Source organism: Micromonospora siamensis (genome assembly GCF_900090305.1).
Taxonomy (GTDB): Bacteria; Actinomycetota; Actinomycetes; order Mycobacteriales; family Micromonosporaceae; genus Micromonospora; species Micromonospora siamensis.
Genome location: NZ_LT607751.1, coordinates 2365077 through 2388346, shown reverse-complemented (window position 1 = coordinate 2388346; position 23270 = coordinate 2365077). Strand labels below are relative to the sequence as shown.

Here is a 23270-nt window from a genome sequence, read left to right as displayed (position 1 = left end):
GCCGGACCATCAGCGTAGTCCCCACGTCAACGCCGTGTGCCCGGCCGGTTGGCGGTGAACCACGCGACGGCGAGGTCCACTGTGGCGCGTACCGGCAGCAGTCGGGCCGTGGTGTCGCCGACCCGACCGTGGCGGACCACCCCGGTGGCGTCCAGGGCCGCGCCCACCGCCGGGAAGTCGGTGTCGTCCAGGTCCAGCCCGGTGAACTCCAGCGGCACCCGCTCCCCGTCGACCCGGCGGTAGCAGTGGTAGCGGCGCGTCGGCGGCGGCACCGGCAGCCGGTACTCGGCCAGGTGCAGCGCGGTGCAGGCCGCCCAGCCCACACCGAGCAGCAGCACCCGGCCGTCGGCGTCGTACAGCCGGGCCAGCGGGGACCGCTCCCCCAGGTGACACTCCAGCTCGTGCCCGTCGGTGAACCGGTGGGCGCGCGGCCCGAGGGCGGTGAACGAGGTCTGCGGGTGGTCGCTGCGGACCGCGCCGGGGGTGAGCCGGACGTGCTCGGCGAACGCCCCGGTGCCCTCCGACGGCGTGGTCGCCCGGTCCCAGCCCGGCATCGCCGCGTGGTAGGCGGCCAGCTCGTCGGCGGTCAGGCCGGCCACGGCGGCCCGGTAGGCGCGCGAGGTGGTCGAGTTGCCGGCGTTCTCGGTGGGCACGAGCAGCGTGCCGTCCGGCCCGAGGACGTCCCGCAGCGCCGCGGCCAGGGTGGCCGGCCCGCCCGGCGGCCGGCCCAGCCGGCGCAGGGAGCAGTGCACCAGCACGTCCTGGCCGGGCCGCAGGCCGAGCGCCCGCAGGCCGGCGGCGAGCCGGGCCCGGTGCGCCGCGACCGTCGACGGGTCAGTCGCCGCCAGCACGCGACTCCTCCACGGTGTCCCGCATCCGGTCCTCCAGGGTGTCCCGCATCCGCCGGACGAACCGCTCGCCGGTCCCGGTGAGCGCCCCGCCGGCCAGCAGAGCGTCCAGGGCGTCACGGGTCCAGTCCCGGTAGCGGGCGGCGTGCCGCCGGGCGACGTCCGCGTCGGGCCTGCGGGCCCGGGCCCGCCACACCTCGGTCACCGCCAGATGCGCGTACGCCCCCTGGAGCACCCCCTCGGCGGGCCTGGGGTCGGTGCGCCAGGCGACCCGGGTCAGCACCGGCGAGGCGGAGTCGACGAGGTCGACCAGGTCGAGCAGGGCGCCGAGCTTGGCGTGCTGCCACTCGTGGACCAGGAGCACGGCCAGGGTCTCCGGGTCGGTGACGGGGGCCACGGCGACCGCGCCGAACGCCTGCCGGGCGGTGGCGCTGCGCAGCGGCGCCGTGGGGTCGGGGGCGAGCGGCACCACGGCCCGCAGCCCGGCGTCGAGCGTCCGGCCGTGCGCGGGCACGTCGCGGTGCGCGACCCGCCAGGCCGCAGCGAGGGTACGCGCCAGCGCCCCAGCCGCCGCGCCGTCCAGTTGGGAGGCCACCGGCTCGCCGTAGCAGTCCCGCTCCGGGTCGGTGTCCTCGATGTCGACGGTCGTGCCGGTGACCGGTGCCCGGCGGGTGGGTTGCCAGCCGGGCGGTGGCGCGACGCCCGGCGACACCCGCCACTCCTGCCCGCCGGCCCGGATCCGGAAGCCGCCCGCCGCGACCGTCAGCAGCGCGTCTTTCGTTCCGGGGACGCTCAGCCGGCCGAGGGTGGGGAGCAGGACCGCCCCGGCGCGTACCGGGACCGCCACCGCCGCCTCGACACCCGCGTGGACGGCCGCCGCGGCGGCCAGGGCGGGCAGCGGGTCGGCGTCGGGGCCGCCGGTCGGGGCGGGGCGGTCGAGCCGGCGTACCAGCGCGGGACGGACGAACGGGTGCGCCAGCACCGTGGCGACCGCCTCGGGGGCGGTGGCGTCGAGGTCGGTGAGGAGTCGCCAGGCGGCGCTGTCCCCCGCGACGTCGCGCCAGCTGGCCAGCAACGCCCGGGTGATGGCGAGCTGGGTGCGGGCGAGCAGGTCGAGGGCCTCCGGTCCGCCGTGGCCGGTGGCGAGCTCGTCGGCCAGGGCGTCCGTGCCCATCGGCTCCCCCACCGGCGGCGTCGCGGCTGACTGCCGGCGGGGGGCCGCCTCGGGCCGGTGGGAGGCGGGCTCTCGTTGGCGGGGCACGGCCGGTGGCTTCGCGGGGGCGCCCGCCCGCTGCGGTGGCCGGGCGGCGGCGCCGGGCGGGGTGGCGTCGATCGTGGCGATCAGCGCCCGCAGGTCGGAACAGTAGACCGACGGGTTGTCGAACCCGCTGCCGGAGCGCCAGCGGTGCGGATACAGGCCGCCGCCGCAGCGGGCCACCACCGGGCAGGCCCGGCAGGTGGCGCAGAGCCCGGCCAGCCCCTCCTGCCGGACCGCGACGCCGGGATGCCGGGCCGCCTCGTCGACGGGGTGGCCGAAGACGTCCAGGTCGGTGCCGGCGGCGCCGTGGAACGCCACCTTGAGCGAGTCGACCTGCTCCCAGCTGCCGTCGGTCTCCACCACGAGCAGGTCGGCCGGGGCGAGGCCGACCGCCTCGGTGCCGCCGCCGGTCGCGCCGGGGGCCAGGGCGTCGAAGAGCCGGATCGGCACCGGACGGCCGTCGGCCACCCAGCGCCGGTGGATCCGGCCCAGCCAGTCGGCGTACGGCGTGGGGGTGCCGGGAGGTCGCCAGGGCGGCCGGTCCCAGGTGGCGTGCGGCAGCAGCAGGTCGATCCGGGGCGGCTCCTCGGCGAGCAGCGCCGCGTAGACCCGGTCGGGGTCGTTGCGCACGTCGACGGTGCAGAGGATGCCGGCGTAGCTGCCGCGGAACTCGGGCCGGCGGAGCAGGGCCAACGCCCGGCGGGCCTGGGGATGGCTGGTGCCGCCGTGGGCGAAGCGCCGGTGCCGGTCGTTCGCCGCCCGGTGACCGTCGAGGGACACCCCCACCCTGACGTCGTACGCCGCGAGCAGCCGGCAGAGCTCCTCGTCGAGCAGCACGCCGTTGGTCTGCATGCGCAGGTCGAGACCCGTCCACGGGGTGATCGTCGCCCGCAGCTCGGCCAGCACCTGCCGCAGGCCGTCGGCGCCGAGCAGCAGCGGCTCACCGCCGTGCAGCACGACGTGCACCACGGGCAGTCGGTGCGCCCGGGCGTGCTCGACGATCCGCAGGGCGGCGGCCCGGACGGTCTCCGGCGCCATCCGGACCGGTCGGGTCCGCCAGGTCTGGTCGGCCTCCTGGTAGACGTAGCAGTGGTCGCAGCTCAGGTCACAGCGACTGTGCACCTTGAGGACGTACTGGCTGATCGGCCGGCCGGAGACGCCCGGGTCGGTGGCGCCGTGCCGGCCGGCCATCCCTCAGATGGCGGAGTTGAAGCCGGCGACCGGCACGGCGACCGGCGGGGTGGCGTCGTGGGGCAGGACCCGCCGCCGGACCAGCGCGACCGTGTCGGGGTGCTCGGTGGCGACCCGGCCGAGCGGGGTGTGCAGGCTGCGCGTCAGAACGTCGAGGGACGGCGGAAGGTGACGGGAGGGCGTCTGGTCCACAATGAGTCTCCGGGGGGCCCGGGCGCGGGAAGCGCGAGCGGCAGCGTGGCTCGAAGGGCTCTGATCCGTTGCCAGAATAGACAAGACTCGACCCGTTGTCACCGTCGGTACGGCAGCAGGCACCCGCCGTGGGTGTCACGAGGAGGAGCGCACCATGTGTCGGAGCATCAAGACGCTGCGGGAGCCGTACGCCCCGGAGGTCACCCCCGCGGACATCGACGCGGCCGCGTTGCAGTACGTCCGGAAGATCTCCGGGTTCCGGGCGCCCGCCCCGCACAACGCGGCCGCCTTCGACGCCGCGGTGGCGGCCGTCGCCGCCGCCACCGCCACCCTGCTCGACCAGCTCGTGGTCCGCGGGGGTGGCCGGACGGCCGGCGCCGGCTCCTGACCACCCCGGCCGCGGTCAGGCCGCGGCGAGCACCGGGGCGACCGAGTCCGGCGCCCAGCGGGACCGCTGGCACCACCCCCGGCAGCGGGGGTCGGCCGTGGTGCAGGGCCGCCGGTTGCTCAGCTCCTCACCGTCGTCGGTCTCCGTCACATCGAAGTGGACCGGGCGAACGGTGCCGTCCGGCGCCACCAGCAGGTGCCGGCCGGCGTCCAGCGTGTCGTCGGCGAGCAGGCAGTCGCGCCCCAGCAGCCGGGCGAGCGCCGCGACGCAGGCCTGCTCGGAGAGGCGCTCGGGCACCCCGTAGCAGTCCACCACCGTGCCGAACTCGCCCGGCGCCTCCCATACGTCGCAGACCACCGCGTACGCGGGCAGGCGCAGCGGGTCGGCCACCGCGAGGGGCATCACCACCCGGCCGAGCGCCTCGGCCAGCGCCGGGTACACCACCTCCGGGCGTGACCCGTCGATTCTCCAGTTCCACAGCTCGGTCATGCCGCCTCCTCGCTGTGCTCGTCCCACCGGCCTCCGGATCGGGCCGTCATCTCGATGGTGGGGGGCATATGACCTCAGCCGGGGGCAAGTTACCGGTCTGTGACCATTCCGGGCAAAATTTCCTCGGGCGACGTTGCTCCGAGTAGCGGAAAGATGACAGTTTATCGGGTACGGTGCCGCTCCCGGGCATGCCTGACGACCGTGTCGCGCCGGGGGTGGCGACGGGTCAGCGGAGCACCACCAGGTGCTCCCCCCGGGGCAGCAGCTCGCCGATCACCGGCGCCCCGGGCACCTCCCCGGCGACCAGCAGCCCACCGGAGGTCTGGGCGTCGGCCAGCAGCAGCCGCTCGTCCTCGCCGGCCGCGCCGAAGTCCGTCCACGGGGTGACCCACTCCAGGTTGCGCCGGCTGCCGCCGCTGACGTACCCGTCGCGCAGCGCCTCCCGCGCACCGGCCAGGTACGGCACCCGGGCGGTGTCCAGGGCGACGGTGAGGCCGCTGGCCCGGCCCAGCTTCGAGGCGTGCCCGAGCAGCCCGAACCCGGTCACGTCGGTGCCGCACCGCACCCCCGCCGCGACGGCCGCGCGGGCGGCGTCCCGGTTCAGCGCGCTCATCGACGCGACCGCCTCGTCGAAGACCTCCCCGGTGGCCTTGTGCCGGGTGTTCAGCACGCCCACCCCGAGCGGCTTGGTCAGCGACAGCGGCAGGCCGGCCCGGCCGGCGTCCAGGGTGATCAACTCCTCGGGGCGGACCACCCCGGTGACGGCCAGGCCGTACTTCGGGCCCTCGTCGTCGACGCTGTGCCCGCCGGCCAGGTGACAGCCCGCCCCCCGGGCCACGTCCTGACCGCCGCGCAGCACCTCCCGGGCCAACTCCAGCGGCAGCACGCCGCGCGGCCAGCAGAGCAGGTTGAGCGCCACCAGTGGGGTGCCGCCCATCGCGTACACGTCGGACAGGGCGTTGGCCGCCGCGATCCGCCCCCAGTCGTACGCGTCGTCGACCACCGGGGTGAAGAAGTCGGCGGTGCTGACCAGCCCGGTCCGCTCGTCCAGCCGGACCACCGCGGCGTCGTCGCCGTTCTCCAGGCCGACCAGCAGCTCGGCAGTGCCGCTGGCCGGGCCGAGACCCGCCACCATGGTCTCCAGCTCGCCGGGCGGGATCTTGCACGCACACCCACCGCCGCGGGCGTAATCGGTCAGCCGTACCGGTGAGGTCATCCCCTCATGATCTCGGCAAGGTGTCGCGGGCGCCACCGCAGGGGACCGGATCGCCGCGGAATTCGGACTCCCGGTGCGGATCGGAACCGGTGTTACCGCTCCGTGACCAACTGAGTTGCGTTCCGCCACGTCACCCCGCCTACAGTTGCCGGAACCGGTGGCCGGACGGCCGGCCGGACTCAGCCGAACGACAGGACGGTGGACGACGTGACGACGGGCGAACCGCTCATCGTGCTGGACGGGGTCAACAAGTGGTTCGGCCCGCTGCACGTGCTCGACGACGTGTCCCTCTCCGTCGGCAAGGGTGAGGTCGTGGTCGTGATCGGCCCCTCCGGCTCGGGCAAGTCGACGCTGTGCCGGACGATCAACCGGCTGGAGCCGATCAACTCGGGCACCATCACCTTCGACGGGCGGCCGCTGCCCGCCGAGGGGCGGGAGCTGGCGAAGCTGCGCAGCGAGGTCGGCATGGTGTTCCAGTCGTTCAACCTCTTCGCCCACAAGACGATCCTGGAGAACGTCACCCTCGGCCCGGTGAAGGTCCGCAAGGAGAAGCCGGCCGCCGCCCGCGAGCGCGGCCTGGCCCTGCTCGACCGGGTCGGCATCGCCAACCAGGCCGACAAGTTCCCCGCGCAGCTCTCCGGCGGCCAGCAGCAGCGGGCGGCCATCGCCCGCGCGCTGGCCATGCAGCCCAAGGCGATGCTCTTCGACGAGCCGACCAGCGCGCTGGACCCGGAGATGGTCGGCGAGGTGCTGGACGTGATGACGTCGCTGGCCAGCGAGGGGATGACCATGGTCGTGGTCACCCACGAGATGGGCTTCGCCCGGCACGCCGCCAACCGGGTCATCTTCATGGCCGACGGGCAGCTCGTCGAGGACGCTCCCCCGACCGAGTTCTTCGCCAACCCGCGCAGCGAGCGGGCCCGGGACTTCCTCTCCAAGATCCTCACGCACTGAGCATCCGTAGTTGGAGCACGCCGTCCCCCGGTGGGTTCCGTCGAAGAAGGAGATGAGTATGCGTTTGAAGCGCGTGGCCGCGCTCGCCGCGGCCGCCACCCTGGCGCTCGGCATGGCCGCCTGTGGCGGCGATGACGCCGACGAGGGCACCGGTGCCGGCAGCAAGTCCTTCCCCGCCGGCAGCACCATGGAGCGGCTGCACAAGGCCCAGAAGATCAAGGTCGGCACCAAGTTCGACCAGCCCGGCTTCGGCCAGAAGGGCCTGTCGGGCAAGCCGGAGGGCTTCGACGTCGAGATCGCCAAGCTCATCGTCAAGGAGCTCGGCATCCCCGAGGACAAGATCGAGTACGTCGAGACGCCGTCGAAGGTGCGCGAGGACGTGATCGCGAACGGAACGGTCGACCTGGTCGCCGCGACCTACACGATCAAGGACGAGCGCAAGGAGCGGGTCTCCTTCGCCGGGCCGTACTACGAGGCCGGCCAGAACATCATGGTGAAGAAGGACGACTCCACGATCACCGGTCCGGACTCGTTCAAGGACGGCACCAAGAAGGTCTGCTCGGTGACCGGCTCCACGCCGGCCGAGGAGATCAAGAAGTACGTCAAGGACGTCGCCACCCAGCTGGTGCTCTTCGACACGTACGACAAGTGCCGCGACGCCCTCAAGGGCGGCCAGGTGGACGCCGTCACCACGGACAACGTGATCCTGCTCGGCTACATCGCCAAGGACGAGTCGTCCTTCAAGCTGGCCGGCGAGAACTTCACCAAGGAGCCGTACGGCATCGGGGTGAAGAAGGAGGACACCGCGTTCCGTAACTTCATCAACGACACGCTGGAGAAGGCGTACTCAGACGGCAGCTGGAAGAAGGCGTGGGACGACACCGCCGGCAAGTTCGGCGCCGAGCTGGGCAGCCCGCCGGCCGTCAACCGCTACTGATCTGACCGCGACCTGGAGGGTGGGGAGGAATACCAACCCGTGAACGTGCTCATCGACAAGTTCGACGTTTTTGCGGGCGGTTTCTGGCTCACCCTCCAGATCTGCGTGCTCGCCGCGATCGGCGCCCTCGTCCTGGGCGCCGTCGTGGCGGTGCTCCGCATCTCCCCGGTGCCGCCGCTGCGCGCCGTCGGCACCGCGTACGTGACCATCTTCCGCAACATGCCGCTGACGGTGGTGCTGTTCTTCGCCGCCTTCGGGCTGCCGGCCCTCGGCTCCAACGCCGACTTCCTGCGCATCCCGGGGCTGGACTCGATCTTCAGCCGGCTCGGCACCGACCTGCCGTACTTCCGCTTCGGTCTGATCGCCCTGACCCTCTACACCGCGGCGTTCGTCTGTGAGGCGCTGCGCTCCGGTGTGAACGCCGTGCCACCGGGCCAGGCGGAGGCCGCCCGCTCGCTCGGCCTGACCTTCGGTCAGAACCTGCGCCACGTGGTGCTGCCGCAGTCCTGGAAGGCCTCGGTCGTCCCGCTCGGCTCGGTGATCATCGCGATGATCAAGAACTCGGCGCTGGTCGGCTTCTTCGGGGTGGTCGGCGACCTCGCCCAGACCGCCGACCAGCTCACCTCGGCCGGCGGGTACGCCTTCATCCCCGTCGCCATCGGCATCTCGGTCGGCTACCTGATCATGACCGTGCCGCTCGGCGCCCTGCTGGACCGGCTGGAGAAGCGACAGGCGGTGGCCCGATGAGCCAGCAGAACAGCGTCCTGTACGACGTCCCGGGGCCACGACAGCGCCGGATCACCCTGATCGCCAGCGTCGTCGCCGGTGTGCTGCTGCTCGCCGGGGCGTACTTCCTGATCTACCGGCCGCTGGCCGACAAGGGCCAGTTCTCGATGGAGCTGTGGGGCCCGCTGGTCGACCCCTCCGACGAGAACTTCTCCCAGGTGTGGGACCGGCTCGGTCTCGGCCTGAAGCGCACCCTCACCGCGGCGGCGCTGGCCATCGTCGCCTCGCTGGTGGTCGGCACCCTGCTGGCCGTCCTGCGGATCCAGCTCAAGAGCCTGACGCGCCGCCGCTTCACCGGGTTGGCGACGCCGCTGTCCTACCTGCTGCGCGGGCTCAGCGTGCTGCTGTCGGCGGCCACCCGGGTCTGCGTCGAGGTGTTCCGAGGGCTGCCCGTCGTCATCACGATCTTCTTCGTGGCCCGCGGCTTCCCCGAGTTCGGGGTCACCTTCGACAGCCTGTGGTATCTGGTCATCGGTCTGACGATCTACAACTCGGTGGTGATCGCCGAGATCCTCCGCTCCGGCATGGAGGGGCTGCCGGGCGGGCAGGCCGAGGCCGCCGCCGCGATCGGGCTCTCCCCGCTGCAGACCACCCGGATGATCCTGCTGCCGCAGGCGTTCCGGATCATGCTGCCGGCGCTGATCAGCCAGCTGGTCGTGGTGCTCAAGGACACCTCGCTGGGCTTCATCATCAGTTACGAGGAGACCCTGAACATCGGCAAGCAGATCATCGGCGTGCTCGGCAACCCGATCCAGGTGTACGTGGTGATCGGCGTGCTGTTCATCGTGGTGAACTACTCGCTGTCCAAGCTGGCGCAGTACGTGCAGCGCCGGTTGGCCCGGGGCCGCAGCTCGAAGGGCCTTCCTGCCCAGCAGGCGCCGGCCACCGCGCTGACCTCGCAGGCCGAGGGTGCGGGCGGCAACTGATCCGTCGTACGTCAAAAGGGCCGGCCCGCACGGGCCGGCCCTTTTCGGTGTCGTTCAGCGGGCGATCTCGGTGACCCGGGACTCGCGGACCACCGTCACCCGGATCTGACCGGGATAGGTCAGCTCCTCCTCGATCTGCTTGGCCACGTCCCGGGCCAGCACGGCGGCGCCGATGTCGTCGACGTCGTCCGGCTTGACCATCACCCGGATCTCCCGGCCCGCCTGCATGGCGAAGACCTTCTCCACGCCGAGCTTGCCGGCCGCGATCTCCTCGATCCGCTCCAGCCGCTTGACGTACGCCTCCAAGCTCTCCCGCCGCGCCCCCGGCCGCCCGCCGGAACAGGCGTCGGAGGCCTGCGTGAGCACCGCCTCGATGGTCTGCGGCGGCACCTCGTTGTGGTGCGCCTCGATGGCGTGCACCACGTCCTCGCTCTCGCCGTACTTGCGGGCCAGGTCGGCGCCGATGATCGCGTGGCTGCCCTCCACCTCGTGGGTGAGCGCCTTGCCGATGTCGTGCAGGAACGCGCTGCGCTTGATGGTCGGCACGTCCAACCGCAGCTCGGCGGCCATGATCCCGGCGATGTGCGCGGTCTCCACCAGGTGCTTGAGCACGTTCTGCCCGTACGAGGTGCGGTAGCGCAGCCGGCCCAGGTAGGTGACCAGCTCCGGGTGGATCTCGGTGATGCCGACCTCGACCAGGGCGTCCTCGGCGGCCCGGTGGCAGAGCTCCTCCACCTCCTGGCGGGCCAGGTCGTGCACCTCCTCGATCCGGTGCGGGTGGATCCGCCCGTCGAGGACCAGCTTCTCCAGGGTCAGCCGGCCGACCTCCCGGCGTACCGGGTCGAAGCAGGAGAGCAGCACCGCCTCGGGGGTGTCGTCGATGATCAGGTTGACCCCGGTCACCGACTCGAAGGCGCGGATGTTGCGACCCTCCCGGCCGATGATCCGGCCCTTCATCTCGTCGCCCGGCAGGTGCAGGACGCTGACCACGCTCTCCGCGGTCTGCTCGCTGGCCACCCGCTGGATGGCGTCCACCACGATGTGCCGGGCGCGCTGCTCGGCGGTGTTGCGGGCGTCGGACTCGATGTCCCGTACCAGCAGCGCGGCCTCCCGCTTGGCCTGCGTCTCGATCACCTCGATCAGCTCGGCGCGGGCCGAGTCGGCGGTCAGGCCCGCCACCCGTTCCAGCTCACGGCGCCGCTGCTCCTCCGCCTCGGTGACCGCCTGCTCCCGCTCCGCCAGGGCCGACTCCCGGGCCGCGAGGGCCGCGCTGGCGGCGGTGAGCTGCCGCTCCCGCTCGGCCAGGCGTTCCACCTCCTCGGTGTGCAGCCGCTCCCGCTCGTCCATCCGGGCCGCCCGCCGCTCCACCTCGGCGGCCTGCTCCCGGGTCGTCGCGGCGAGCACGGCGACCTCGCGTTCGCCGCTGCGCCGGGCGGTGGTACGCAGCTGTTCGGCGTCCGCCTCGGCCTGCTTGTGGGCCCGTTCCAGGATGGTGTCCGCCTCGGCGCGGGCGTCGTCGAGGACCCGACGGGCCTCCGCCCGGGCCGCCTTCGCCTCGGCCTTCGCGGCGGCCGCCTCGGTACGGGCCGCCGCGGCGGCCGACTTCGCCACGTCGATGGTGCTGTTGACCTCGTCCGCGGCGGTACGCAAAGCGGCCAGGGACTGCTCCTGGCGGTCCTTCTCGGCGATGAAGGCCGGATCCTCGGGGGCCGGCGCCGCGCCGATCCGACGCATCGCGCGTACGCCGAACAGCACCGCGCCGACCACGACCACGGCCAGCAGCAGCACCACGGCCAGGATCACCACGTCGAAGGCGTTCATGCGCCGGTCCGTGGTGCCCTGGTACGGGCCGGTGCCGCCACGTCGGTACGGACACCTCGTGGGGGACCACCGGTGAACCTCTGCCGACCCGCCATGGCCGCCTCCCCTGAACGTCGGGGCCGCAGCGACCGTGCCGATGGCACGCACCCTGCGGCTGTGGACGCCCGACCGGAGCGGCTGGCCGTGGGTAGGTCTCCACCGGCGACGTCCACACGGACGCCACCAGTGGCCGGATGCAGTTATCCGTCAGCTCCGGACCGGCCAGTCCGGAGCCGTCGCCAGCGACCGGCGAGGTCGCCGGTCGAAAGTGATGCTGTTCTGTTACGAGATCTATGTTGTGCGCTTAGCCTGCGCTGGTCGGGCAATGTGAGCCTGTAAGGCGAGGCTAGGTCTCCGAAGGCGGTTCGGTCAAGGACTCATGATCAAACCCCCCGAACGGAGAGAATTTGTCACGTCACCCACCGCTGATCACGTGCCGGACACCAGCGGACATTCACCACGACCCGCCACGCCCGTCGCCCCCGCCCGGTGACCGCCGGGCCCGGGCTCAGTGAAACACCGGGCCGGGCTCAGTGAAAACACCGGGCCGGACGCGGTGGCACCCGGCCGGACGCGGTGACGACCGGGCCGGGTCGACCGGGTGCGGCGGTCAGTGGGCGCCGAGGTCGCGGGCGGCGCGCACCAGGGCTGCGTTGTCGGGGGCGGGCGACCCGTCGGGCAGCTCCACGGTGTCCTCCAGGCCGATCCGGGTGGCCAGTCCCCGGCGCACCGCCTCGGCGAGCACCGGCCAGACGGCCGCGCCCTCGGCGTGCAGCAGTACCTGCACCCCGGACGGGACCAGGTCGAGCATCGCCGCCGCATCGGCCAGCGCCCGCTCCCGATCCTGGGTCATGCACTCGATCAGCAGGCGAAGGGCCGGCACCCGCCAACCTCGGTACGCCTCGACCGCGGCCGGTGTCCAGAGCCCCGCCTCGACTTCGACACCACGCTCGTGCAGGGCCTCGGCGACGATCTCCGCACCCTCCTCGTGGGCGTTGACCGAGGCGAAGTCGGGCAGCACCGTCCAGGCGTGCACCGCGGCGACGCGGTCGGCGGGATCCTTCTCGATCCACGCGCCGGTGCTCACCCCGACGGGCAGGCCGGGCCGGGCGGCGCGGATCGCGGTGACCGCGGCGGCCACCGGCTCCGCGTCGAGGGACTCGGCGCCGGTGTCGTCGCGCGGATGGATGTGCACCGCCGCGACACCGGCCGCGGCGCACCTGGCGGCGTCGGCAGCCAGTTCCGTCGGGGTGAGCGGCACCGCGGGATGTTCGTCGCGGCCACGGCCGCCGTTGAGACAGGCTTTCAGCACCGGCCCATCATCACCCGGACCGCCCGGCGGTCGGCGGAGACCGCCTCAGTCGAGGGAGCGGGTGTCGCGGTCCAGTTCGCCCTCCGCGTCGGCGAGCGCGTCGGCGTCGATCCGGTCGGCGAACTCGGCCGCCTCGGCGCTCTGCGCGGCGAGGGCGTCCTTCACCGCGCGGATCGCCACACCCGGCGGGTAACCCTTGCGGGCCAGCATGCCGACCAGCCGCCGGAAGACCGCGTCCGGCTCACCCCGGGCGGAGCGCAGCTTCCGCTCGACCAACGCGCGGGCGGTCTCGGCCTCGGTCTCCTCGTCCAGCTCGCCCAGCGCCTCGCTGGCCACCTCGCCGTCCACCCCGCGCTGGCGCAACTCGTTGGCCAGCGCTCGCCGAGCCAGCCCGCGACCGTTGTGCCGACTGGAGACCCAGGCCCGGGCGAAGGCAGCGTCGTCGATGATGCCGACCTCGTCGTACCGGTCGAGGACCTGCGCGGCCACCTCGTCGGAGATGCCCCGCTTGGTCAGCGCCCCGGCCAGCTCCGCCCGGGTACGCGGGCGGACCGCCAGCTGCCGCAGGCAGATCTCCCGGGCCACCTCGGCCTCGTCCCGGGGCGGAGCCGGAGTCACCTCCGGGTCGGCCTCCCCGGACCGGGCACGGCGTCCGCGTCGGGGGCGGGGCGTGTCGTTGGCGTCACCCGTGCGGGGCGGGCTGGCATCCCAGCCCCGCCCCGTACGGGCGCGTCGTCCTGCCACGACTCAGCGGATCAGAAGTCGACCGGCGGCAGCTCCGGGCCACCGGCGGCGTCGCCCGCACCGACCCCGACACCGAGCTTCTCGAGGATCTTCTTCTCGATCTCGGCCGCGACGTCCGGGTTCTCCTTGAGGAACTCGCGGGCCTTCTCCTTGCCCTGGCCCAGCTGGTCGCCGTCGTAGGTGTACCAGGCGCCGGACTTGCGGATGATCGCCTGCTCGACGCCGACGTCGATCAGCGAGCCCTCGCGGGAGATGCCCTTGCCATACATGATGTCGAACTCGGCCTGCTTGAACGGCGCGGCGACCTTGTTCTTCACGACCTTGACCCGGGTGCGGTTACCGACCACGTCGGTGCCGTCCTTGAGGCTCTCGATGCGGCGCACGTCGAGCCGGACCGAGGCGTAGAACTTCAGCGCCCGACCACCGGTGGTGGTCTCCGGGCTGCCGAACATCACGCCGATCTTCTCGCGGAGCTGGTTGATGAAGATCGCCGTGGTGCCGGTGTTGTTGAGCACACCGGTGATCTTCCGCAGCGCCTGGCTCATCAGCCGGGCCTGGAGGCCGACGTGGCTGTCGCCCATCTCACCCTCGATCTCGGCGCGCGGCACCAGCGCGGCGACCGAGTCGATCACGATGATGTCGATCGCGCCGGAGCGGACCAGCATGTCGGTGATCTCCAGCGCCTGCTCGCCGGTGTCCGGCTGGGAGACCAGCAGGGCGTCGGTGTCGACACCGAGGGCCTTCGCGTACTCCGGGTCGAGCGCGTGCTCGGCGTCGACGAAGGCCGCGATGCCGCCGGCCCGCTGCGCGTTGGCCACCGCGTGCAGGGCGACCGTGGTCTTACCGCTGGACTCGGGGCCGTAGATCTCGACGACCCGGCCGCGGGGCAGCCCGCCCACGCCCAGCGCCACGTCGAGGGCGATGGAGCCGGTCGGGATGACCGACGTCTGGACGACCGGGCGCTCGCCCAGCCGCATCACCGAACCCTTGCCGAACTGCTTGTCGATCTGTGCGAGAGCAAGGTCGAGTGCCTTCTCCCGGTCGGGCCCTGCGGCCATGTTTGCCACCCCTGCCTTCGCCGGCGTCTTTCCTGAGCTTCGCGTCACGCGGGACACGCTAGGCGCTGGGTCCGACAGAAAACCAGCCGACGGGCCGCGAGCTGTGGACGAGCACCCCGCTGTGGACAATAGCCGAACACCTGTACGACTCGGCAAGCGACACGCGGACGGGCCGGAAAGGCTGCTCAGCGCAGCCGGGCGGGCACCCGGTCGGGATAGGCGGCGACCACCGCCCGCCAGACGACGTGGGTCTGCTCACCCGAGCTCAGCGCCTGTTCGATGGTCCGTCCGCCCAGCTGGGAGAGAACCTGGTCACGGGCGATGCTGGCCGCGTAGCCCGGCCCGAACGCCTCCTCCAGGCGAGCCCAGAAGTCGGTCAGCCGCACGTGATCACTCCTCCTCGTCGGGCACCCGGACGGGCACCCGACGCAACGCTAGCGCCACCAGCGGCACCGTCGCGATCGCGGCGAGCAGGGTCAGGGTCGGATAGTCGGTCACCCGCATCACAAAGCCGCTCAGCGCCGCCGCACCCGCCCCGGCCAGCCCCATGGTCAGGTCGGAGAGGCCCTGCACGCTCGGCCGCACGTCGGTCGGCACCGACTCGGACAGCAGCGTCGAGCCGGCCACCATGGTTCCCGACCAGCCCAGGCCGAGCAGGGCCAGCCCGACCGAGAGCCCCGGCGTGTGGTGCCCGGCCGTGCCGGCGACCGCGCAGGCGGCCAGCAGCACACCCACCCCGCCGAGGATCACCGCCCGCCGGCCGAGCCGGTCGGTCAGCCAGCCCACCACCGGGGAGAACGCGTACATGCCGGCGATGTGCACGCTGAGCACGATGCCGACCACCCGCAGCACGTCGGCGTCGGCGTGGTACTCGCCGAGGCGTACCGGGGTCATCGACATCACCGCGACCATCACCAGGTGACCGACGGCCACGGCGGCGATGCCGAGCCGGGCGGCCGGGCGCTCGCGTACCACCTGCCAGGCCGCGCGCATGCCCGCGCCGCGCCCGGCGGACGCGGCCGGCTCGGCGACCGGGCCGGCCGCCGCCAGTCGGCGCGCCGTGAGCAGCGGGTCCGGCCGCAGCAGAACCAGGATTACGACCGCGGCCAGCACGAACGCCGCGGCACTGAAGGCGAACGGGCCGGCCAGGGTGGGCAGCCCCCACCGGTGGGTGGTGCGGTCGGCGAGCGCGGCGAAGTTCGGGGCGGCCACCGCGCCGATCGTGGTGGCCCAGACGATCATCGAGAGCTGCCGCCCCCGGCGGGCCGGCTCGGCCAGGTCCACCGCCGTGTAGCGGGCCTGAAGGTTGGCCGCGGTGCCGCCGCCGAAGAGCAGCATGCCGAGAAAGAGCAACGGCACCCACCCGGTGGCCGCCGCGGCCACCACCAGCACCCCGCCGGCCGCCCCCACCAGGTACGCGAACACCAGGCCCGGCCGGCGGCCGTGCCCGGTCATGATCCGGGTGACCGGGACGGCGAGCAGCGCCGCGCCGACCACCCCGGCACTCTGCGCCAGGCCGGCCACCGCGGTGCCGGCGATCCGGGCGGCCAGCAGCGCGCCGACGGCGATGCCGATGGTCACCCCGATGCCGCCGATGATCTGGGTGCCGAAGAGCAGTCGCAGGGTGCGACGCTGGATCGACGCGACGTCGGGGCGGGTCGGTGCCGCAGCGGTCAGGTCGGTGGCCATCGGGGGCTCCTCGGTAAGGGGCGGTACGCCGCCTCATCCTTGCGCAACCGCCCGGCCGCCTGCACCCCGGTTCTGCCCCGGGCCGACCTACCGCGAATCGCGCCCCGCCACCCCGGCCGAACCGTCAGAGGCCCAACCCGCGCCCGATGATCTCCTTCATGATCTCGGTGGTGCCGCCGTAGATCGTCTGCACCCGGCCGTCCAGCCACGCCTTGGCCACCGGGTACTCCAGCATGAAGCCGTAACCGCCGTGCAGCTGGAGGCACCGGTCGGCGACCTTGTTCTGCAACTCGGTGGTCCACCACTTGGCCTTGGCGGCGTCGGTGACCGAGAGCCGACCGGCGTTGAACTCGGCGACGCAGTGGTTGACGAAGGTCCGCGCGATGGTGACCTCGGTGTCCAGCTCCGCCAGGAGGAAGCGGTTGTGCTGGAACTTCCCGATCGGCCGGCCGAACGCCTCCCGGGAGCGGGCGTAGTCCAGGGTGATCGCGAGCAGCTTCTCCGCGGCGGCGACCGCGGCGACGGCGATGCTCAGCCGCTCCCGGGGCAGGTTCGCCATCAGGTGGTAGAAGCCGTGGTTCTCGGTCCCGATCAGGTTCTCCGCCGGCACGCGGCAGTCGTCGAAGAACAGCTCAGCGGTGTCGTTGGCCTTCAGCCCCACCTTCGCCAGCCGTCGACCCCGGGTGAAGCCGGGGGTGCCGGTCTCCACCACGACCAGGCTGACCCCGTGCGCGCCCTGGTCGGACGTGCGGACCACCACGATCACCAGGTCGGCCAGCTCGCCGTTGGTGATGAACGTCTTCTGGCCGTTGAGCACCAGCGAGTCGCCGTCGCGGACCGCGCTGGTGCGGATGCCGGCCAGGTCGCTGCCGGCCCCCGGCTCGCTCATCGCGATCGCGGTGACCAGGTCGCCGGAGCAGAACCCGGGCAGCCAACGCTTGCGCTGCTCGTCGCTGGCCAGCTCGGTGAGGTACGGCGCCACCACGTCGTTGTGCAGGCCGAAGCCGAGCCCCGAGCACCCCGAGCCGACGATCTCCTCGTCGAGCACCGCGTTGAACCGGAAGTCGCGCTGCCCACCGCCGCCGTGGTCGGTGTCGACATCCATGCCCAGCAGTCCGGCGGCGCCGGCCTTGCGCCACACCCCCCGGTCGACGATCCCGTCGGCCTCCCAGCGCTGGTGGTGCGGGACCGCCTCGCGGGCCAGGAACTCCCGGCACAGGTCGCGGAACTCCTCGTGCACGGGCTCGTAGAGATGCTGTTCCATGCGGGCCAGTGTGGCACCGCTCAGTCGCGCTGCCCAGGGGCGATCAGGGCCGGTTGGGGCGCTGTCGTGCCAATCGGCGAACCCGGGCCAGGGTGCGCGCCGCCAGGACGGTAAGAACCAGGCCGATCAGGGCGAAGGTGGCCACCCAGAGGGTCCGGTCGGGGTCCCGCGTTCCGACCGCGGCCAGGAGGACCAGCCACACCAGGCCGGCGAGAAGGCCGTAGCGGGCGCCCCGACGCAACCACGCCAGCCGCGCGGGCAACGCCGCCCGCAGCCGGTCGTCGTCCGGCGGCACCCCGTCGCGTACGGCCCTGCGCATCGCCTTCTCGTCGGGAGCAGTTGGCAGCCATGGCGCACCGCCGAACGCCCCGGGGGCCATCGCCAGCGCGAACATCGATGCGCCCAGCACCTGCTCGACGAGGCCCTCGTCCCGGATGATCAGCAGCCGCACCGGCAGGGCGACCACCGTGGCGAACACCCAGGCGACCACGAACCGCAGCAGCGGCGGAATCCGGCGCATCCGGACCGGACCCACCTGGTCACCGACCACGTCAGGCCACGAGCCGGTCGGTGCGGTACTGCGCCAACCGGCGTACCCGGGTCAGGGTGATCGCGGCGACGACGGCCGAGACGACCGCGACCAGGCCGTAGACGACGGCCCAGTACCAGTCGATCTTCTGGCCGGCGGCCAGCAGGATCAGCGCGGCGCAGCATGCCACGACCACCGCCAGGCCCGCCACGGTGGCCCGCCGCTGCCGCCGCAGGTACGCCGGCAGCGCAGCCCGCAGCCGCTCGTCGGCCGGGGGCTCGCCCTGCCGCAGGGCGTCCCGCAGGGCCGCGCCGTCCGGGTCCATCGCACCCCGCCGATCGGGGCCCACGTTGCGGGTCAGGACCAGCACCGGGCCGAGCCAGACGACGCTCTGGGCGGCGCTGAGCAGCGCCTCGTCGAACGGCTCGGAACGGTCGAAGAGCCACCGCATCGGCAACGCGACGAGCACGGTCAGCACCGGCCAGAGCACGGCGAACATCGCCAGGCCGGGCAGCCGGTCGAACGCCTGGCGGCGGGTGGCACGGTCCTCGGGCATGGACGGCCAGTTACCCCACGCGCGCACCCGGCAATCCCGTGTGGACGGTCGACCAGGGTCGGCTATCCGGCCAGGGCCCGAGCCACCACGGTCAGGTCGGCGACCAACCCCTCGTACGCCTTGTCCTGGTCGTCGGCGCGCAGCACGGCCGACGGGTGGATGGTGGCGAGCAGTTGGGCGGCCTGGGCGTCGGCGACCTTGCCCGCGCTGTCCACCGGCACCCGCGCGAAGTCCTCGGGGTGCTGGGCCGACGCCGGCCAGGGCAGCAGTTCGCCGCGCTGCTTCGTCACCCGGAACGCCGGGCCGAGCAGCGCCTTCGCCGCGGTGGCCCCGAGCACGACCACCACCTCGGGGTGCAGCCGGGCGAACTCGGCGACCAGCCAGGGCCGGCAGGCGGTGATGTGCACCCGGTCCGGGGTCTGGTGGATGCGGCGCTTGCCGCGCAACTCGAAGCGGAAGTGCTTGACGGCGTTGGTCAGATAGATGTGGCCGGGGTCGATGCCGGCGTCGTCCACCGCCCGGCGCAGCAGCCGGCCGGCCGGCCCGACGAACGGCAGTCCCTTCTGGTCCTCCATGTCGCCGGGCTGCTCGCCGACGAGGACCAGCCGGGCGCTCTCGTCGCCCCGACCGAAGACGGTCTGTGAGGCGTCCCGGTAGAGCTCACAACCCTGGCAGCCGGTGGCCGCGGCGCGCAGCTCGTCGATCGTGTCGGCCTGCGGCGGGATGAACTGCTGGGCACCGGGTGCGCTCTCGGTCTCGGCCATGCGCAAGGTTCTACCCCGCGTGGCGGCTCTCACGCGACCGCGCCGCGCCCGTCAGGCGGTGAAGCCGTCGTGCGCGGCGGGCCGCACCGCGCGGGCCAGCGCGTCGGCCAGCGGCGCGACATCAGCGTCGTCCAGGGCGCTCACGGTGATCCGCAGGCCGGGCGGGGCGCCGAACCGGAACAACGCGCCGGGGGCGACCGCCCAGCCGGCGTCCCGCAGGGCGGTGACGGCGCTGGTCTCGTCCGGCACCGGCAGCCAGACGTTGATCCCCGAGCGACCCAGGGCGGGCAGCCCCCGTGTGTCGAGCGCGGCCAGCAGCGCCGACCGTCGCCGCTCGTAGCTCTCCCCCGCCCGACCGACCAGTTCCGTGACGGCCGGGTCCTGCCAGAGGGCGAGGACCAGGCGTTGCAGCACGGTGGAGACCCAGCCGGCGCCGGCCCGGGCCCGGCCGGCGACCCGGGCGACCGTCGCCTCGTCGCCGGCCAGCACGGCCAGCCGGAGGTCGGGCCCGTAGGGCTTGCTCACCGACCGGACGAACGCCCAGGCCGTGGTCACCCCGGCGAGCGGGTGCAACGGTACGCGGGCCAGCTCGGCGGCGTGGTCGTCCTCGATCAGCAGCAGGTCCCGGCCGGTGAGCAGGGAGCGCAGCGCCGCGGCCCGGTCGGCGGAGACGCTGGCGCCGGTCGGATTCTGGGCCCGGGCGGTCACGATCAGCGCCCGGGCGCCGAGGGAGAGGGCGTCGCGCACCCCGTTCTCGGTCGGCCCCTGCTCGTCGACGGGCACGGCGATCGGGCGCAACCCCAACGCGGCGACCAGGTCGAGCAGGTTGGCCCAGCCCGGATCCTCGAGGGCGACCGGGTCGCCGGGGCGCAGGTGGGCGGTGAGCAGCCGTTCGATGCCGTCCAGCGCGCCAGCGGTCACGGTCAGCTCGGTGGCCGGAACGCCGTCGGCGGCGAGGCGCTCCCGGGCCGTCGCGGCGAACGCCGGCAGCACCGCGGTGGCGGCGTAGCCGGCCGGCGGGCCGATCTCGGTGGCCAGGGCGGCCAGGTGCGGGCCGAGCGGTGGCAGCAGCCGCGCGTCGGGTTCGCCCCGGGACAGGTCGCGGGCCCCGGGCGCGGGCGCCGGGCGCAGCGCCGAGCGGGTGGCGGCCACCGGCGGTCGGGGCCGCACCCGGGTGCCGTGCCGGCCGGCGGTGGCGACCAGACCCCGCAGCCGCAGTTCCTGGTACGCCTTCGCGACCGTGGCAGGGCTGACCGCCAGCTCGGCCGCGAGGGCGCGAACGGCCGGCAGGGCGGCCCCGGGCGGCAGGGCGCCGGTGCGGATGCCCGTCTCCACGCTGGCCGAAATCTGGGCCGACGTCGCCCCGACGATCTGATAATGTGCTGCCACAGTTCGAGGATTGTACTAGAACAAAGGTGGGATGTCGCATGTACCCCCGCACCGAACGGACCACCGCCACCCGCACCCGCGACCGGATGAGCTACGACCGGGCCGCCGCCCACGCGGTGCTCGACGAGGCGTACCACTGTGCCCTCGGGTTCGTGGTGGACGGCGAGCCGCGGGTGCTCCCCACCCTGCACGTCCGCGTCGACGACACCCTCTACCTGCACGGCTCCACCGGCAGCCGGCCGCTGTTGGCCGCCCGGGGCGACGCCGGGCTGCCGGTCTGCGTGGCCGTGACCCATCTCGACGGCCTGATCTTCGGCCGGTCCCAGTTCCACCACAGCGCCAACTACCGGTCGGTGGTCGCGCACGGCACCGCCCGGCTGGTCACCGACGAACGCGAGAAGCTGGCCGTGCTGACCGCGCTGGTGGAGAAGGCCGCCGTCGGACGGGCCGCCGACAGCCGGCCGCCCAGCCGGCGGGAACTCGCCGAGACGGCCGTGCTGGCGCTGCCGCTGCGCGAGGTGTCGGTGCGCGCCCGCACCGGCGGCGTCCGCGACGAGCCGGCCGATCTCGACCTGCCCTACTGGGCGGGGGTGCTGCCGTTGCGGGTGACCGCCGGGGCGCCCGAGTCGGACACCGGGGTCACCGCGCCGGTGCCGGCGTACCTGCGACCGGTCCGCTCGCCCTGGCTGGAGCCGGTGGTGCTGCGCGGCGAGCACGTGCTGCTGGAACCGCTGGCGGAGCACCACGCCGAGGAGCTGTACGCCGCCCTCGACGACGAGGAGGTGTGGCGGTACGTCGGCAGTCCCCGCCCGCGCAGCGTCGAGGAGACGGCAGGCAACATCCGCGCCGCCCTGGACGCCCAGCAGCGCGGTGTCCGGATGCCGTGGGTGCAGCGCTGCGCGACGACCGGGGCGGTCGTGGGCACCACCTCCTACTACCAACCCGACGACGACCTGCGCACGGTGGAGATCGGCTACACCCAGCTCGGCCGGCCCTGGTGGCGCAGCGGCATCAACACCGAGGCCAAGCTGCTGCTGCTCACCCGCGCCTTCGACGAGCTGGACGCGGTCCGGGTGACCTGGCAGACCAACGTGCACAACGAGCAGTCCCGGCGGGCCATCGAGCGGCTCGGCGCCACTCGGGAGGGGACGCTGCGGGCCAACCGCCGGCGGGCCGACGGCACCTGGCGGGAGTCGGCGCTCTATTCGATGCTCGCCGACGAGTGGCCAGAAGCACAGGCCACGCTGCGGGAACGACTTCGCCCGGCGGCCCCGGTCGGGTCATGATGGCCGGCGTGCTGGGCATCACCGACATCTGGACGTACCTGCTGGGGACCGTGGCCATCGTGCTGCTGCCCGGTCCGAACTCCCTCTTCGTGCTCTCCACGGCCGCGAAGCGGGGGGTGGGCACGGGCTACCGGGCGGCCTGCGGCGTCTTCGTCGGCGACGGGGTGCTGATGTTCCTCTCCGCCGTCGGGGTGGCCTCGCTGCTGCGGGCGTACCCTCCGCTGTTCCTGGTGGTCAAGTACGCCGGTGCGGCGTACCTCGGCTATGTGGGGTTGACCATGCTGCGCGGCGCGTGGCGGCGCTGGCGGGACCGGAACGACCCGGCGGCGCCGCGCCTGATCGACGCCGCGGAGCCGGCGGCGATGCGCAGCCCGTTCCGCAAGGCGCTGGTGATCAGTCTGCTCAACCCCAAGGCGATCCTGTTCTTCATCTCGTTCTTCATCCAGTTCGTCGACCCCGGTTACGCCTGGCCGGCGCTGTCGTTCCTGCTGCTCGGGTTGATCGTGCAGGTGACCAGCGCGCTCTACCTGACCGCGCTGATCTTCGCCGGAACGTTCCTGGCCGCCCAGTTCCGCCAACGTCGCCGGCTCGCCGCCGGTGGCACCACGGCGATCGCCGCGCTCTTCCTCGGGTTCAGCATCAAACTGGCCACCGCCTCGATCTGACCCCGGCGGGCGGCGGCGCGGGCGGCGCTCAGGTGCCGTCGCCGCCGCCTCCGCCGCCGATGCCGCCTCCACCGGCCGTGCCGCCCAGCCCGTAGCCGGGCCGGACCGGCTCGTCGGGGCGCCGGCTGACGTGCGCGGATTCGGTGATCCGGGCGGACCAGTCGGCGTGCGCGGCGGCGGCCGCGTGCCGGTTGATCGTCTCGCGGAGCCAGCCGTCCAGCACGGCGACCCAGTCCCGCTGGTCGGCGCCGGCGTGCCAGACCCGGAACCGGCTGACGCTCTGGTGGCTGATCCCGGCGAGGGACTGCCGCCGGTCACACCAGAGGAGCACCTCCAGGCCGGCCGAGTTCGTCACGAAGATCACCTCCAGCTCGGTGATCGGACCGGCGTAGAGCGGCGCCACCCAGTAGCCCAACCGTTGGTGCATCGGCAGGGTCTGCTGCACGCCGGGGAGCCGCCCCTGCTGGAACCCGGCCTGCCGCATGACGAAGCCGAGGGTGTCCAGGGCCGCCAGGATGTGCTGCTGGGTGGGGAGGGGATGGACGAAGACCGGCACCATCGCGCCCTGTTCCCGCTCCGGGTCGACCCGGACCACGGTCCGCAGCCCCATCCGCAGGCTCAGCAACGGCACCCCGCCGAAGATGGTCACCGGAGTCTCCCAGGGCAGCGGGATCGCGAAGTCCACGGCCCGCCGCCGGCCGGCCGGCACCACGAACCGGCCGCCGATCGGCACCTGGTGGAACTGGACCAGCTGCTTCGGCTTGCCCGGGTCGGCCGGCTCGACCTGGGTGACCAGCCCCAACAGCAGATCCTGGATCGGGACGTCGTCGGGCCCGGCGGCGAGGATCACCCGGCCCGGCAGGCGCAGCCCCGGCCGGGTGCTCGGATTGGTCAGGGTGGTTTGCACGGTGAGCCCGGACCAGCCGGCCCCGCGGTCCACCCCGGTCAGCCGCATCCGCCGCTCCCCCG

24 protein-coding genes are annotated in these 23270 nt (G+C 73.4%); 7 read left to right on the top strand and 17 right to left on the bottom strand.

Annotated elements, in window-relative coordinates; genetic code table 11:
• Positions 1 to 26: 26 nt before the first annotated feature.
• The 3 genes from GA0074704_RS11015 to GA0074704_RS11005 are packed head-to-tail and all read right to left on the bottom strand — an operon-like array spanning position 27 to position 3489.
• On the bottom strand, positions 27 to 851 hold the full coding sequence (locus GA0074704_RS11015) for an aminoglycoside N(3)-acetyltransferase (RefSeq protein WP_231926814.1): 825 nt from the start codon (positions 849 to 851) through the stop codon (positions 27 to 29).
• Complete coding sequence (locus GA0074704_RS11010) at positions 835 to 3297, bottom strand: FxsB family cyclophane-forming radical SAM/SPASM peptide maturase (protein WP_088970418.1); 2463 nt, start codon at positions 3295 to 3297, stop codon at positions 835 to 837. The genes GA0074704_RS11015 and GA0074704_RS11010 overlap by 17 nt, the downstream gene beginning before the upstream one ends.
• Before the next feature lie 3 nt (positions 3298 to 3300).
• Positions 3301 to 3489 (bottom strand): hypothetical protein, encoded by a 189-nt coding sequence (locus GA0074704_RS11005; protein ID WP_088970417.1) that lies wholly within the window; start codon positions 3487 to 3489, stop codon positions 3301 to 3303.
• A gap of 154 nt (positions 3490 to 3643) precedes the next feature.
• Here GA0074704_RS11005 and GA0074704_RS11000 point away from each other — a divergent pair, with 154 nt between their 5' ends.
• Positions 3644 to 3877, top strand: a complete 234-nt coding sequence (locus GA0074704_RS11000; protein WP_088970416.1) for a DUF2277 family protein — start codon at positions 3644 to 3646, stop codon at positions 3875 to 3877.
• A gap of 15 nt (positions 3878 to 3892) precedes the next feature.
• Here GA0074704_RS11000 and GA0074704_RS10995 read toward each other — a convergent pair whose 3' ends face one another.
• Both GA0074704_RS10995 and selD read right to left on the bottom strand, forming a co-directional pair.
• Entirely contained in the window at positions 3893 to 4366 is a 474-nt protein-coding gene (locus GA0074704_RS10995; RefSeq protein ID WP_088970415.1) for a hypothetical protein, read from the bottom strand.
• 226 nt (positions 4367 to 4592) lie between these two features.
• Positions 4593 to 5582, bottom strand: a complete 990-nt coding sequence (gene selD / locus GA0074704_RS10990; protein ID WP_088970414.1) for a selenide, water dikinase SelD — start codon at positions 5580 to 5582, stop codon at positions 4593 to 4595.
• 198 nt (positions 5583 to 5780) lie between these two features.
• Between selD and GA0074704_RS10985 the strand changes: the two genes are divergently transcribed.
• The 4 genes from GA0074704_RS10985 to GA0074704_RS10970 are packed head-to-tail and all read left to right on the top strand — an operon-like array spanning position 5781 to position 9185.
• Complete coding sequence (locus tag GA0074704_RS10985; RefSeq protein WP_088970413.1) at positions 5781 to 6536, top strand: amino acid ABC transporter ATP-binding protein; 756 nt, start codon at positions 5781 to 5783, stop codon at positions 6534 to 6536.
• A gap of 58 nt (positions 6537 to 6594) precedes the next feature.
• Positions 6595 to 7473, top strand: a complete 879-nt coding sequence (locus GA0074704_RS10980) for a glutamate ABC transporter substrate-binding protein (protein WP_088970412.1) — start codon at positions 6595 to 6597, stop codon at positions 7471 to 7473.
• A 39-nt stretch (positions 7474 to 7512) separates the two neighbouring features.
• Complete coding sequence (locus tag GA0074704_RS10975) at positions 7513 to 8220, top strand: amino acid ABC transporter permease (RefSeq protein ID WP_088970411.1); 708 nt, start codon at positions 7513 to 7515, stop codon at positions 8218 to 8220.
• On the top strand, positions 8217 to 9185 hold the full coding sequence (locus GA0074704_RS10970) for an amino acid ABC transporter permease (RefSeq protein ID WP_088970410.1): 969 nt from the start codon (positions 8217 to 8219) through the stop codon (positions 9183 to 9185). The genes GA0074704_RS10975 and GA0074704_RS10970 overlap by 4 nt, the downstream gene beginning before the upstream one ends.
• A 54-nt stretch (positions 9186 to 9239) precedes the next feature.
• Here the strand turns inward: GA0074704_RS10970 and rny are convergent, their stop codons facing one another.
• The 11 genes from rny to GA0074704_RS10915 form a co-directional block, all read right to left on the bottom strand.
• A complete protein-coding gene (gene rny, locus GA0074704_RS10965) occupies positions 9240 to 11006 on the bottom strand; it encodes a ribonuclease Y (RefSeq protein WP_088970409.1) in 1767 nt (588 codons plus the stop codon).
• Between the two features lie 649 nt (positions 11007 to 11655).
• A complete protein-coding gene (locus tag GA0074704_RS10960) occupies positions 11656 to 12357 on the bottom strand; it encodes a 3-keto-5-aminohexanoate cleavage protein (RefSeq protein ID WP_088970408.1) in 702 nt (233 codons plus the stop codon).
• A 45-nt stretch (positions 12358 to 12402) separates the two neighbouring features.
• Positions 12403 to 13101 (bottom strand): regulatory protein RecX, encoded by a 699-nt coding sequence (locus GA0074704_RS10955; protein ID WP_088970407.1) that lies wholly within the window; start codon positions 13099 to 13101, stop codon positions 12403 to 12405.
• 11 nt (positions 13102 to 13112) lie between these two features.
• Positions 13113 to 14159 (bottom strand): recombinase RecA, encoded by a 1047-nt coding sequence (recA, locus tag GA0074704_RS10950; RefSeq protein WP_088970406.1) that lies wholly within the window; start codon positions 14157 to 14159, stop codon positions 13113 to 13115.
• 185 nt (positions 14160 to 14344) lie between these two features.
• Positions 14345 to 14545 carry a DUF3046 domain-containing protein gene (locus tag GA0074704_RS10945; protein ID WP_088970405.1) on the bottom strand — a complete coding sequence of 67 codons (201 nt, stop codon included), beginning with the start codon at positions 14543 to 14545 and terminating at the stop codon, positions 14345 to 14347.
• 4 nt (positions 14546 to 14549) lie between these two features.
• Positions 14550 to 15848: an MFS transporter gene (locus tag GA0074704_RS10940; protein ID WP_088970404.1), complete on the bottom strand. Its 1299-nt coding sequence runs from the start codon at positions 15846 to 15848 to the stop codon at positions 14550 to 14552.
• Positions 15849 to 15972: 124 nt separating this feature from the next.
• Positions 15973 to 17112 (bottom strand): acyl-CoA dehydrogenase family protein, encoded by a 1140-nt coding sequence (locus GA0074704_RS10935; RefSeq protein WP_088970403.1) that lies wholly within the window; start codon positions 17110 to 17112, stop codon positions 15973 to 15975.
• Positions 17113 to 17155: 43 nt separating this feature from the next.
• Positions 17156 to 17632, bottom strand: a complete 477-nt coding sequence (locus tag GA0074704_RS10930) for a hypothetical protein (protein ID WP_157743642.1) — start codon at positions 17630 to 17632, stop codon at positions 17156 to 17158.
• 31 nt (positions 17633 to 17663) lie between these two features.
• Positions 17664 to 18197, bottom strand: coding sequence for a hypothetical protein (locus GA0074704_RS10925; RefSeq protein WP_088970401.1), 534 nt, complete (start codon positions 18195 to 18197; stop codon positions 17664 to 17666).
• A gap of 62 nt (positions 18198 to 18259) precedes the next feature.
• Positions 18260 to 18961: a UdgX family uracil-DNA binding protein gene (locus GA0074704_RS10920; RefSeq protein WP_088970400.1), complete on the bottom strand. Its 702-nt coding sequence runs from the start codon at positions 18959 to 18961 to the stop codon at positions 18260 to 18262.
• 51 nt (positions 18962 to 19012) lie between these two features.
• On the bottom strand, positions 19013 to 20350 hold the full coding sequence (locus tag GA0074704_RS10915) for an aminotransferase class I/II-fold pyridoxal phosphate-dependent enzyme (RefSeq protein ID WP_088970399.1): 1338 nt from the start codon (positions 20348 to 20350) through the stop codon (positions 19013 to 19015).
• A gap of 38 nt (positions 20351 to 20388) precedes the next feature.
• Here GA0074704_RS10915 and GA0074704_RS10910 point away from each other — a divergent pair, with 38 nt between their 5' ends.
• Positions 20389 to 21636: a bifunctional pyridoxamine 5'-phosphate oxidase family protein/GNAT family N-acetyltransferase gene (locus GA0074704_RS10910; RefSeq protein ID WP_088970398.1), complete on the top strand. Its 1248-nt coding sequence runs from the start codon at positions 20389 to 20391 to the stop codon at positions 21634 to 21636.
• Complete coding sequence (gene leuE, locus GA0074704_RS10905) at positions 21633 to 22301, top strand: leucine efflux protein LeuE (RefSeq protein ID WP_088970397.1); 669 nt, start codon at positions 21633 to 21635, stop codon at positions 22299 to 22301. Before GA0074704_RS10910 ends, leuE begins: the two co-directional genes overlap by 4 nt.
• A 28-nt stretch (positions 22302 to 22329) precedes the next feature.
• Here the strand turns inward: leuE and GA0074704_RS10900 are convergent, their stop codons facing one another.
• A complete protein-coding gene (locus GA0074704_RS10900) occupies positions 22330 to 23256 on the bottom strand; it encodes a sporulation protein (RefSeq protein ID WP_088970396.1) in 927 nt (308 codons plus the stop codon).
• Positions 23257 to 23270: the final 14 nt, after the last annotated feature.